Genomic DNA, 13,066 nt, shown 5'->3' with positions numbered 1-13,066 from the left:
TCAATCGAACAAGGAGGCCTAATATGTCCAAAACTATTATCATTACAGGCGGCGGCGGCGGTGTCGGACGCGCCACAGCGCAACATTTCCTCGCCAATGGATGGCAAGTCGGCTTAATCGGCCGCAGATCCGCCGCTTTGGAAGAAACCGCGGCAAAAAATAAAAATACACTTATTTTACCATGTGATGTCACTGACGAAACCCAAGTGGAAAGTGCGTTTAACACTGCCTACGAGGCATGGGGGCGATTGGACGCCGTATTCAACAATGCCGGCATGAGCCTCGGAGGCGCGCCAATCGACGAACTTTCAGTGGACGACTGGCGTAATCTTATTGATATCAACGTTACAGGCAGCTTCATTGTGGCCCGCGCCGCTTTTAGGATCATGCGACATCAATCGCCACAAGGCGGCCGCATTATCAACAATGGATCTGTCTCTGCCTATGTACCACGTTGGGGCTCTGCGCCGTATACAGCTTCAAAACACGCGATTACCGGTCTTACTCGCTCAATCAGCCTTGACGGACGTCCATTTAACATTGCTTGCGGGCAAGTTGACATCGGCAACGCACTTACCGACATGGCCAGAAAAATGACAAAAGGTGTACCGCAAGCTGATGGAAGTATCGAAGTAGAGCCGGTCATGGATGTGTCTAATGTCGCAACATCCGTGCTTCATATGGCAAATCTTCCTTTGGAGGCCAATGTCCAGTTTATGACAGTCATGGCTACGAATATGCCATATATTGGACGTGGCTAAATTATTAGTGGAAGGGAGAACCGCCCTTCCACTCGCCACCTAACGCTGTAAGCGCGAAGTCACTCTTTTTCCGCTATCGTTTTACCGGCTTAAGAAATTGGAAATCACAACCCTGTTCTGCCTGTGTGACTTCGGTAGCATAGAGCTTATTATATCCACGCAAATTCTCAGGCTCTTCGAGATCAGATACCCATTCTGACCGACGCTTATCTAATTCCTTTTCATCGACCAACAAATCAATACGCTTGTTAGAAACAGAAATGCGAATGCGATCTCCATTTCGCACGAGTGATAGCGGACCTCCTATGGCTGCTTCAGGAGACACATGAAGCACAATAGTACCGAAAGCAGTTCCAGACATTCGGGCATCAGATATCCGCACCATATCTTTCACACCCAATTTGCTGAGCTTTTTAGGAATAGGTAAATACCCCGCTTCAGGCATCCCAGAGTCACTTTTTGGCCCTGCATTTTGTAGAACCATAAAGTCATCGCTAGAAATATCTAAATCTGGATCATCAACTCTTGCAGCTAAATCTTCGAGAGAGGAAAAAACAACGGCACGGCCCTCTGCTTCAAAGAGATTTTTGTCGGCCGCAGCCCGCTTAAATATTGCACCATTTGGAGCCAAATTTCCAAAAAGAGCAATCAACCCTCCTTCTGGCTCTAACGGCTCCTGTGCACGTGCTATAACCCTCGTATCTATGTAGCCGTCATCTGTCTCCAATCGATCGCCAAGCGTTTCACCGGTCACACTAATTGTATCCAAGTGTAGCAGGGGACGTAATTCGCGAAGTACAGCTCCCATCCCACCCGCGAAGAAAAAATCTTCCATGTAATGTGAGCCCATAGGCTTTAGATTAACGAGGACTGGTGTCGTATCCGATAGCTCGTTCAATCGCTCTAAAGAAACGTTTATCCCTAGCCGACCAGCAACGGCAGTTAGGTGCACTATGGCATTAGTTGAGCCGCTTAGCGCGAGCAAAACCCTGATTGCGTTTTCAACGGATTTTTCAGTTATGATTTCACTAGGAAGTATGGGTTTTTCAACCATCCGCGCCGCGGCCAAACCAGACGCTTCAGCCGCTCTAAGGCGATCCGCATGCACCGCGGGTATAGCGGCCGTACCAGGAATGGTCATTCCTAGAGTTTCAGCAACACAAGCCATTGTTGAGGCAGTGCCCATAACTGCACAACTGCCTGCAGTAGTGGCTAGCCGACCTTCAATATCATCGATTTGGTCTTTTGAGACATCACCAGACCTGAACTTAGCCCAAAACCTGCGACAATCGGTGCAAGCTCCTAGCCTTTCTTCACCATAGCGGGAAGTCATCATTGGACCACCAACCAGCTGAACTGCCGGTAAATTTGCTGAAGCCGCACCCATTAATTGAGCCGGCACAGTTTTGTCGCAGCCCCCCATCAACACAACGGCATCCATTGGCTGAGCTCTTATCATTTCCTCGACGTCCATCGACATCAAATTTCTAAATTTGAGACTAGTTGGATTAAGAAAAACCTCGCCAAGCGATATGGTCGGAAACTCAATGGGCAGTCCCCCTCCTAGAAGAACGCCCCGCTTAACCGCCTCAAGCAATTCAGGGAAATGCCGATGGCAATTGTTAAATCCAGAATAACTATTGGCTATTCCAACAATAGGCTTTTTCAAAACCTCTTTTGAGTATCCCATTGAAGCCGCAAATGAGTTCCTCAAATACAATGAGAAATCTTGGTCACCGTAATTGGTAAGTCCCTTACTGAAGCCGACTTTTTTCTCTTTTGACATAATCACCCCAAAAGAAGACTTATCCAACGCGATTGGCCTGCACTTTTTTGTCACGTTCTCTTCGCCAAATATAGAGACCAGAAGCGATGATAACTGCAGCCCCGGCTAAAGTCCAAACCGTTGGATATGTGTTGAAAATTACCACACCTACCAACGCAGCCCAAAAAACCTGTGTGTAGATAAGCGGAGCTAGAATTGATGCGTCAGCCCAACGATGGGCAGTGGTAACCGCAATATGGCCCATAGCACCGCAGAAACCAATTATGCCTAGGACGGCCCAGTCAACGCCGTTATTTGGCCATACCCAAACATTTAAAGCAAATGGCGCTAGCACTATTGTAGCAATTCCGCTGGACCATACCTGTTGTGTTGCATTGGTCTCTACACCGGCTAACAGCCGGGTCATGATGAAATATGTCGAAGCCATCAATAACGTGCATAAGCTTAGAAGCATTGCTGGATGAAACGATTGCCCCCAAGGCTGAATCACCAGAAGAACCCCGAGAAAACCAACGCACACTGCAATAATACGACGCAAACCCACTTTTTCACCAAGAATTGGGATAGCCATTAAGGTTATTACAATGGGTCCAGCAAAAGAAATCGTAGTAGTCACGGTAATGGGAAGAAATTTTAGAGCTTGAAAGTTCAAAACAGTACCCATGAAAAGAGCACAAGAGCGCAATATTTGACGCTTTGGCGCGTTGGAATGAAACACCTCAAATCCTTCACGCGGCACATAAATTACTAGTGAAATCAGAAAGTGTCCTGCGTACCGAATAAAGACAATCTGCAAAATAGGAATGCCAACTATACTCAACCATTTTGCAGACGTATCAATGCCAGTGAAAAATATCACCGCTAGGGTCATGGCAAGCACGCCAGCCAAAACTCGATGCTCTCTGGGCTCCGGGACGTTCATGTTTATGAATTACATCGTCATGCCACCGTCAATGGCAACACATTGACCGGTCATGTACTTCGTTTCGTCGGAGGAAAGATACACCACAAGCTCTGCGATTTCATCCGCGGTACCAAGTCTTCCCATTGGCTGTCGCGCAACAAAATCTTTCATCGCCTGATCGTAATCACCTGTTGCATGCAAACGGCCCTGTAAACTTGGTGTATCTACGGTGCCAGGTGCAATACAATTCGCGCGAATACCGCGCGTAATATAATCGGCGGCAACCTGTTTGGTTAGGGCAATAGTTGCGCCTTTAGATGTCCCATAAATAAAGCGGTTGGGAAGACCGCGGAGAGATGAACATACTGATGCAATGTTCACAATGGCTCCCTTACCACGCTCCAACATCCCAGGAACAGCGGCTTGGATTGCGTGAAAATGGGCCCGCACGTTCAGGTTCATCGCCAAGTCAAAATCTTCATCGGTTGCTTGCTCAATCGTACCAGAATGCACAATCCCAGAGCAATTCACCAAAACGTCTGGCTGTGCTTTAGTCACTGCAGCAACCAGAGCAGCCTTATCAAGAACATCAAGGGCAAAGGCTTCCGCGACATTCAAGTCAGACAGAAATTTATCATGTAAATCCGTGGCAATAACGTGTGCGCCTTCACGCGAAAGCGCAATAGCACTGGCCCGCCCAATCCCCTGCCCAGCAGCAGTTACAAATACGCGCTTACCTTGTAATCTCATGATGATTTCCTTCCCAAATTTTCAACCATCCAGTCCACAATCTGTGGGACCATTAAACCCCCTGCGCCACTTTCAACAATTTCGGCAAGCGTGGCGTTAGCTGCGCCTGACATACGGCTATTAAGGCCCAAATCTTGGGCCATTTGTCGATAATAGCCGACATCTTTAGCCGCATTTTGTGCTGAGAACGCCAGATCGATCTGCCCTTCGGTGGCGTAATTTCGAACAAATTGCATCATACCTGAATGGTTTGGTCCTGCCGCCATCACCTCATAAAGAGATTGACGCGCGATTTTCGCCTCATCGGCGAGAGCAAAAGCCTCTGCCATAGAAATCGCCGTAGTCATGGCAAAGTAATTGTTGATCAACTTAATTGTGTGACCATTCCCAAGCTTGCCTAAATGGAAAACATTTTCACCCAAGACGTCCAGAACCGGCTTCACGCGTGTGTAAGCATCTTCATCGCCGGCACACATAATATTTAATTTGCCATCATAGGCGTGGGCAGGGGTGCGCCCTAAAGGTGCATCAAGATAAATCGCGCCTTTCTCAGCCAACGCCACTCCGATCTTTAGCGTGGACGCCGGCAGCGAGGTGCCAAAATCAATCACAATTTGATTTGGCTTTGCGCCCGCAAGCACACCGGCCTCGCCAAAAATTCGCGCTTCCACCTGTGCCGATGTACCCATGCAAAGCATCACAATATCGACCGACGCTGTTAGACTTGCAGCGTCTAGCGCTTCAACCGCGCCTTTTGCAGCGACTTCCTCGATCCCACTACGATCTTTGTGCCCCAAAACCGTTACAGGATGACCCGCTGCCAAGAGGCGGGAAGCCATCGCTCGCCCCATAAGACCCAGTCCAATAAATCCAATGTGTTCAGCCATATGCTCTACCTTTTATCTTTTCAAATACCACGGAAATCTTGGGGAACCTCGCCACGAGATACAGGCTTTCCGAGCTTTGCCGACAAGGCAGCAGCAAGCGTCATTTCCATCGCCAGAATACCTTGGGATCCAGTGCACAGGACATCATCATGTGCACCATCTATAACCGCAGCGAACCGCTCCATCTGAGCAAGGATCGGATCAATAGAATTATAAGCAGGCGCTTCAAATTGAGACAGACCCCGTCCCCATTCAACTTCACCGGAGTAATTGGCCCTCCAAATCTTTCGTGACGGAAACTCCATCGAAGCTCTTGTACCAGAGATCTTAATATAGTCCTGACCTGTCCCTGCAATATTTGGATTTTCGAACGTTCCCGCCTCAAAACTCCAAGGCGAAGCCCCAGCATCAGAGATTAAAAAAGATCCTAAAGCTCCATTTTCAAATCTCAACGCCAATGAAGCGGTGTCTTCGATTTCTAACTTGCGGCGAGCAGATGAAGTCAGTGCTGTTACCTCACTGATTTCACCAATTAAAAAGTTTAGTAAATCGATTTCGTGGATCAAATTTATCATAAGAGGACCCGCACCTGGCTTACGGCGCCAAAGTGGGTCGAAATAGCTGTCATTTTTGCGTAGCGACCAAAAACCTTGAACACCAACCAAATCACCGAGACTTGAAAGCTCTTCACGCGCCGAAACCGTGAAAGGATGGCAGCGCCGATGATGCCCAACAACCAGCGGGATGCCAGCTTTTTCGAAAGCATCAACAACTGCAAGAGCCTCACCGAGTGTTGCCGCCACGGGCTTTTCAAGAAGCACTCCGAGCCCTTTATCCAAAGCCGACATAGAGTTCTCGTAGTGAGCTGGAGTCGGTGTCGCAATGACAGCAGCCCTAACATTTTTGGGCAAGTCATCCAAGGTAGCCACAGCAGACAGGCCGCTTTCTGTAAGTTTAATCCGCCGGGCTTCATCCGCCTCTACAACAGCAACAAGATCAACAAAATCAGACTTTTGCGCCACTTCTACATGGCGCGCTCCAATTAATCCTGCTCCGATAACACAAATTGGGAGAGGTTTTTTCATAATCCTACCTTACATCACCGCGCCAACTTGCCATGGTACAAATTCAAAATCACCCAACCCCTGCGTCTCAGATTTTGATTTCTCACCAGACGCCATACGTAACCAAGCATCATAGATTTCACGTCCTACTTGCTCGACAGATGCGCCATCGGTGAGAATACGACCGGCATTCACATCCATGTCTTCAATAAGTCGGTTATACATCTCAGTGTTTGTTGCTACCTTTAAAGTCGGTGAAGGCTTAGAGCCAAAAGCCGAACCGCGCCCTGTCGTGAAGACAACTAGGTTACAACCACTTGCAATTTGTCCCGTAACACTTGCCGGGTCATATCCGGGGCTATCCATGAAAGTGAACCCCTTGGCTGTGACCGGCTCAGCGTATTTATAAACACCGGTAAGCGGAGTGGTCCCGCCCTTGGCCGCTGCGCCCAAGGATTTTTCCAAAATTGTGGTCAAACCGCCCTTCTTATTTCCGGGAGAAGGATTGTTATCCATCGACCCCCCATTGCGCGATGTATAAGTTTCCCACCATTTAATTAATTCAATCAGCTTATCGCCAACTTTGCGATCTACCGCACGGGCCGTCAAAAGGTGTTCGGCCCCATAAATTTCAGGAGTTTCGGCCAAAACTCCCGTGCCTCCCTGCGCAACTAATAGATCACATGCATATCCAACTGCTGGGTTAGCGGTAATTCCAGACCATGCATCTGATCCGCCGCATTGAAGGGCAACCATTAACTCAGATGCGGGACATTTCTCACGCTGGGCTTCATTTACCAAAGGCAGCATGGCGTTAATTTTTTCGATACCCCATTCGACTGTCCGGCGAAGTCCACCGATATCTTGAATATTCATTGTCTGAAACAATGGGCCAGGCTTCAAACCATAGGCTTCGATCAGCCAATCAATTTGCATCATCTCACAGCCTAAACCGGCCATAAGAACTCCACCAACATTTGGGTTTCGTGCATATCCCCAAAGAGTTCGCTGCAGCAGCTCAAAGCCAGTGCCGTCTCCACCCATTGCACAGCCAGTTCCATGGACGAATGCAACCACCCCGTCTACATTCGGATACGCTGCGAGACGTTCAGAGGTAAAATGTTCGGCGATTAAGCGAGCCGCAGTTGCAGAGCAGTTAACGCTGGTTAACACTGCAATATAATTACGGGTACCAACGCGACCCGTGGCACGTCGATACCCCATAAAATAATCTGTCTGATCTGCAGCAAGGACAGGACGCAGATTAGTCGAATATTCATACTCGGTATCTACGTTACGGAATTCCAAGTTGTGCGTGTGGACATGCGAACCCTTCGGTATGTTGCAACCAGCGTAACCAATGGTTTGCGAATATTTGATAATTGCTGAACCCGCCGGAATATCCTCTGAAGCAACCTTGTGACCTCGAGGAATTTCCTGCACCGCACCTTCATCGCCAATTTTAAGAGTTTCTAGGGCAGTAACAACATTATCAGATTGGGAAAGTCTTACTGTCTTCATATGCACACACCACTAAACTTAACGTCCATAAAAGAACGCGCGCAATTTATTTCACAATTACGCGCGCTCCAATTTTGATCAGTTATTGACCTATCCTAAAGGAATAACGTCACCATGTTAGGCCAAATAAGCAATACACCCAAAGCGCAAAGCTGCAGAAGAATAAAGGGCAGGAAACCTCTAAAAATGGCCGTCAATGTGATATGCGGCGGCGCAACCGATTTTAGGTAAAACGCCGCTGGTCCGAATGGTGGCGACAGGAAGCTTACCTGCATGTTCATACAGAACACCACACCAAACCAAATTGCGACATAGCGAGGCTCGAGCTGGCCTATTAGTCCTATCTCCTCAATCGGAAGCCTTGTCACAATGGGCAAAAACACTGGCATGACCAAAAGCACAATGCCAATCCAGTCCATAAACATGCCCATGATGAGGAAGATGAGCATCATCATCAAGATAACGCCCATTGTCGGCAACTCCGAGGCAACGATCAAGTTAGCCACGTAAGTTGGTCCCCCAGCTAGCGTGTATGATGCTGCCAAAGCTGCGGCACCGATAGTGACCCAAATAATTGTACCGGTAGACTTCAAAGTCCTCATAAGGCTGTCCCAGACAATCTCGAAGGTCATTTCGCGACGGACTAACCCAAGCACAAACACTGCTATCACGCCCATCCCAGCAGCCTCTGTGATCCCAGTAATACCCATATAGATGGAACCCAGAACAACACCAATCACGATCGTAGGGGCAATCAAGCCTTTGCCCATCTCCCAACCACGTTCGGTGCGTTCTTTTCCAACCAACAAAAAGACGGTCGCTGTAGCCAGAGCAAAGGCTCCAACAATGTAGGGAATATCAGCAACCATCCCCAACGGAATTGGATCAATACCTTCTACGATTTTATTATCACCAGTGAGCGTGAAAAACACCGCTCGGATGAACAGGACACCCGTCACCCACATGGCGAACTTAGCGATAAAGCCAAGGAACAACATACCCTTTTCGGACCCACTAGGCATCGAAGGATCAGGCTCCGGTAGAGGAGCAAGTGACGGGTTTAGGTTGGTGCGGATCAAGATATAAAGAATGAAAAACGTCGCCAACATGAAGCCAGGTAGGAAGGATGCTGTGAACAAAGCCTTGATCGAAGTTTCAGTCACCAAGCCATAGAAGATCAAAACGATAGATGGCGGGATCATTGTACCCAACGAGCCAGACGCACAGATGGTTCCGATTGCCAGATTTTGATTATATCCAAGACGCAGCATTTGAGGCAAAGCGATGAGGCCCAGAAGTACAACCTCACCACCAATAATGCCGGACATGGCAGCCATAATGACCGCCATAATCGCGGTAACTACTGCAATACCACCCCGAGTTCGGCTCAACCAAACGTTCAGAGAACTGTACATGTCTCGGGCGATACCACAGCGCTCTAGTAGTGCCGCCATGAAGATAAAGAGAGGAACCGAAATCAGAACGTAGTTTGTCATCTGGCGATAAATTGCCTGACTGAGAACGGCCAATGGGCCAGAGCCAAAATCTCTGAAGATGAATTCCGGACCAAACTTCATACCCAGAACAAGAACTGCCAACGCAGCCGATGCAAACCCAAGCGGCATACCAATCGCCAACAAAGCAAACATTGAAAGGAGCAGAACAAGACTAATTGTGCCGATGTCATTAGTCTTGATCCACGAAAATAATTCCAAAAATTCCATGTTTACTGCTCCAAAGTCTTACGAATATTTTCGATTTCCGTTTCATCAATGTCATCGTGGGCAAGGTGCTCAGGAGCCTTGTTCCAATCTGAGAAGAGGTTGGACACAGCTTGGACAGCGACCAAGCTGATGATGGCCAGAAGTGAAGCCTTCAATGTGCCTGGGATGGGTGGATCCCAAAACGTTCCGAAAACCTCCATACGGGCCCAACGTGCTGCCGCATCGTTGTAGCCCCCCCAGACAAGCGCAAAGGCAAAGAAAACGATTAAAACAACAGAAATAACGTCAGCAGTTTTTTGCGCCCAGCGTGGCATCATATCGTAGATAACGTAGATCCGAATATGGCTTCGCTGCTGCATGGCGTACTGACCAGCGAACAAGAACACGAAAGCAGCAATCCAAAGCGACATCTCGTTGGCCCACAAAGTTGGCGCTGAAAATACATACCGCGCAACCACCTCGTAGAACATTACCATCACAATTACAGCAATCGCGATCATGGTAAGCCTGGACGTCACCAAAGTTAGTTTGTCAAAAAAGCCGTCGGGCACGGGCTCAATCGCACCTTTGGTGTCAGAAAAATAAAGCGAGGTCATGATTAAAGTAAAGGCAACTGATACCCAAGTAACCGGTACAATTGGCCGCCCTTCAGGCCGGATCATCTCATACAGGCCCATACCTTCCTCTGCCCACAAATGGGTGGACAAGAGATACAAGTAGATGACGCCCGTAATACAGCCAGATGCAATCGCTAGCATTTTTACTGGTTGGCGCATCTTCCCCAACCAAAGACTATTAGTCTGCATAATTTGCCCCAATCACGTGTTGGTTTAACCCTGCTGGAAGGGGCTGGCGAACCTGGTAGTTCGCCAGCCCCGAGCTAACCGCTAATTGCGGCCATTGAGCATTAGTTGATCAGGCCCAGAACGGTCATGTACTCAACATGGCTGTCTACCAGCGCAGCTGCCTCAGGCGAACGTGTTGCCCAGTCAGCCCAAGCTTCTTGAGCCATCGAGCGGAACATCGCACGATCTTCTGCCGACCAGTCGTGAAGCACGATACCATCGGCTGTCAACTGAGCCGCCGCTTCGGCGTTTGCAACGTCCATGTAAAGGGTCAGCTGCAGAGAAAGCTTCTGCCATGCAACTTCCATGATGCGCTGCTGCTGCTCAGTCAAACCATCCCAAACGTCCTTGTTACAGGCTAGGTGGTCAGATGGCATTGAGTGGAAGCCAGGGAATGACGCATGCCCTACGATGTCGTAAAGACCCATTGCTACGTTGTTAGCAAGCGCAGAAGCGTCGGCGCCGTCGATCACACCCGTCTCAAGAGCGGTAAAGATGTCGGTAAAGTCCATCACGATAGGCGATGCGCCGAGCTTCTCAAAAATCTCGGTCTCCATTCCAGGAGGCGAGCGGAACTTCCAACCTACAAGATCTGCTGGTCCAGCGATTGGACGGGAAGAAGACATCGACTCTTGGCCAAACAGCGACCAGCCGATGAGCTGCATGTTGTATGCATTGTACAGCTCCTGGGCATCGTCGTATCCACCGCCTTGGTAAAGCCACGAATACTGCTGCCATGGAGTGTCATAACCACCCATGATATCGCCCAAGAATTGGAAGGCAGGGTTTTTACCAGTTTGGTAAGCGGCGCCGGTTGCGTCGCAATCCAGAATGCCGTTAACCGCAGCGTCCCAAGTTTCAACAGAACCCACAACAGATGAGGAGAAGAACATCTCTACAGTAATGTCTCCACCCGACATTACGTTAACGTCGTCAGCCCACTGTGTAATATGACGACCAAGCGGCGTTTCAGCAGCGTGGTGAGTTTGGATCCGGAGATTGACCGGGTCCGCTGCCGCTGCGCCGGCGACCATAGCACCCGCTGCAGCTGTTACTAAAAGCGATTTAATTTTCATCGTTCCTCCCTTTGCGGCTTTAGCCGCTGAGTATTTTGCTGCTGTACTGCAGCTTTTAAAATTCGATGGCGCACCATCTAGAATCGACGGTAGCCAAAGCGCTATCGACAATCAACAACTTTTGGTATACCAAAATTTTTCATCTCAATTATTTCAAACGTTGATTATTGGTTTGTTGTCGATTGTGAAATTTCTATGTCAGAGTTTTCATCGCAAAATTTGGCCGACCAAACGGCTCTAAAGCTCAGAAGATGCATCCTTAGAGGTGACATCAAACCTGGCGATCCAATCAAAGAACGAGACACCGCCATCGTGATGGGTGTGAGTCGTACGCCGATGCGCGAGGCGATCCGTATGCTATCCAAGGAAGGGCTCATTGAGCTTCGGCCAAGCAGGAGTCCAGTAGTTGCAGAGCTGAATATAACATCCGCAACAGAGCAGGCTGCAGTCCTTATTGCTTTGGAAAATCTTTCCGTTGAACTAGCGTGCGAAAACGCGACCGAGAAAGATCTCGAGGACATGCAGCAAATTGTTGAAAATATGGATGCGAATTTCTACCAGTTCGACCCCCTCGACATGTTTGAGATTGACATGTCGTTTCATACAGCTATCGCCAAAGCGTCGCACAACTCGGCACTAGCAAAGACACATCAAGCCTTTCAGCAACGGCTATGGCACGCACGCTATTTAGCCGCGCGGGAACGTCGCAACCGAGATCGTGTCGTCAGTCAACATAACTCTATCCTAGAAGGGTTAAAAATGAGAGACAAACGGGCCGCTTGCAGCGCAGTGGGAGCGCATCTGTCGCAATTAGCCGAAGATATTCGTCAACAGATTACAAACCAAAATGCCCGGAAGGGTACATAGCAAGATCAAATCAAGAGTAGGAGAATAATAGATGAAATTACTGCGCTACGGCCCCCAGGGTCAGGAAAAGCCAGCTATTCTAGATGCAGAAGGCCAAGTGCGCGACCTGTCAAGCCATGTCGCCGATTTCGCAGGCGCAGCCGTGTCACTTGAGGCTTTGGACGCAATCCGCAAAATCGACATCTCAACTCTACCCGTTGTTGCCAATCCTGGTCGGATTGGGGCCTGCCTTGCCTCTGTGCCTAATTTCTATTGCATTGGCTTAAACTACGCCAAACACGCCGCCGAGACAGGCGCAGAGCCCCCAAAGGAGCCCATCATTTTCTCCAAAGCGACCTCATCCTTGTCTGGCCCGTTTGACCCCGTGGTCATTCCGCGCAATTCGGTCAAAGCCGATTGGGAGGTCGAGCTTGGAGTGGTGATCGGCCGCGAGGCGCTTTATGTCAGCGAGGCAGATGCGCTCTCTTACGTGGCGGGCTATTGCACCATTAACGATGTCTCAGAGCGCGAGTTCCAAATCGAAAAAGGTGGTCAGTGGATCAAAGGCAAATCTGCTCCAACCTTTGGCCCTACAGGCCCCTATCTGGTCACCGCAGATGAGGTTGGCGATCCGCAAAAACTGGGGCTAACCTTGTCGCTGAATGGCGAAGTTGTGCAGGATTCGAACACCGATGATATGATTTTTGGTGTCGCGAAAATCATCTCCTACATGAGCCAATTCATGAAACTGGTTCCGGGCGATATCATCGCGACAGGCACACCTTCGGGCGTAGGTATGGGGATGAAACCGCAACGGTTCCTCAAGCCAGGTGATATGATGGAGATCGAAGTGAAGGGTCTCGGCGCACAAAAACAAACAGCCGAAGCTGCAAGCTAAGGCC

Annotated in this window: 12 protein-coding genes; 3 read left to right on the top strand and 9 right to left on the bottom strand. The window is 49.1% G+C overall.

Annotation, left to right across the window (positions count from 1 at the left end):
• Positions 1-23: 23 nt before the first annotated feature.
• A complete protein-coding gene (locus AAC636_RS04550) occupies positions 24-761 on the top strand; it encodes an SDR family oxidoreductase (protein WP_340300551.1) in 738 nt (245 codons plus the stop codon).
• A 73-nt stretch (positions 762-834) separates the two neighbouring features.
• Here the strand turns inward: AAC636_RS04550 and AAC636_RS04545 are convergent, their stop codons facing one another.
• From AAC636_RS04545 to AAC636_RS04505, 9 genes are all read right to left on the bottom strand, one after another.
• Positions 835-2,547, bottom strand: a complete 1,713-nt coding sequence (locus tag AAC636_RS04545; RefSeq protein ID WP_340261232.1) for a dihydroxy-acid dehydratase — start codon at positions 2,545-2,547, stop codon at positions 835-837.
• A gap of 19 nt (positions 2,548-2,566) precedes the next feature.
• Complete coding sequence (locus tag AAC636_RS04540) at positions 2,567-3,469, bottom strand: DMT family transporter (RefSeq protein WP_340261234.1); 903 nt, start codon at positions 3,467-3,469, stop codon at positions 2,567-2,569.
• 9 nt (positions 3,470-3,478) lie between these two features.
• Positions 3,479-4,201: an SDR family oxidoreductase gene (locus AAC636_RS04535; RefSeq protein ID WP_340300550.1), complete on the bottom strand. Its 723-nt coding sequence runs from the start codon at positions 4,199-4,201 to the stop codon at positions 3,479-3,481.
• Positions 4,198-5,088, bottom strand: coding sequence for an NAD(P)-dependent oxidoreductase (locus AAC636_RS04530; protein ID WP_340261237.1), 891 nt, complete (start codon positions 5,086-5,088; stop codon positions 4,198-4,200). Before AAC636_RS04530 ends, AAC636_RS04535 begins: the two co-directional genes overlap by 4 nt.
• A gap of 20 nt (positions 5,089-5,108) precedes the next feature.
• Positions 5,109-6,173 carry a Gfo/Idh/MocA family protein gene (locus AAC636_RS04525; RefSeq protein ID WP_340261238.1) on the bottom strand — a complete coding sequence of 355 codons (1,065 nt, stop codon included), beginning with the start codon at positions 6,171-6,173 and terminating at the stop codon, positions 5,109-5,111.
• Positions 6,174-6,182: 9 nt separating this feature from the next.
• Positions 6,183-7,673, bottom strand: coding sequence for a UxaA family hydrolase (locus tag AAC636_RS04520; RefSeq protein WP_340261240.1), 1,491 nt, complete (start codon positions 7,671-7,673; stop codon positions 6,183-6,185).
• A gap of 95 nt (positions 7,674-7,768) precedes the next feature.
• Positions 7,769-9,397, bottom strand: a complete 1,629-nt coding sequence (locus tag AAC636_RS04515) for a TRAP transporter large permease (RefSeq protein WP_340261242.1) — start codon at positions 9,395-9,397, stop codon at positions 7,769-7,771.
• Positions 9,398-9,399: 2 nt separating this feature from the next.
• Entirely contained in the window at positions 9,400-10,203 is an 804-nt protein-coding gene (locus tag AAC636_RS04510) for a TRAP transporter small permease subunit (protein ID WP_340252258.1), read from the bottom strand.
• 101 nt (positions 10,204-10,304) lie between these two features.
• Entirely contained in the window at positions 10,305-11,318 is a 1,014-nt protein-coding gene (locus tag AAC636_RS04505; RefSeq protein WP_340252260.1) for a TRAP transporter substrate-binding protein, read from the bottom strand.
• Positions 11,319-11,513: 195 nt separating this feature from the next.
• Here AAC636_RS04505 and AAC636_RS04500 point away from each other — a divergent pair, with 195 nt between their 5' ends.
• The gene (locus AAC636_RS04500) at positions 11,514-12,185 is read left to right on the top strand and encodes a GntR family transcriptional regulator (protein WP_340261243.1); all 672 of its coding nucleotides are present in this window, start codon (positions 11,514-11,516) and stop codon (positions 12,183-12,185) included.
• 31 nt (positions 12,186-12,216) lie between these two features.
• Positions 12,217-13,062 (top strand): fumarylacetoacetate hydrolase family protein, encoded by an 846-nt coding sequence (locus AAC636_RS04495; RefSeq protein ID WP_340261244.1) that lies wholly within the window; start codon positions 12,217-12,219, stop codon positions 13,060-13,062.
• The last annotated feature ends 4 nt before the right edge of the window (positions 13,063-13,066 follow it).

Source organism: Roseobacter sp. HKCCD5988, from assembly GCF_037830355.1.
Classification (GTDB): Bacteria; Pseudomonadota; Alphaproteobacteria; order Rhodobacterales; family Rhodobacteraceae; genus M30B80.
This window is presented reverse-complemented; position numbering and strand designations above follow the sequence as displayed.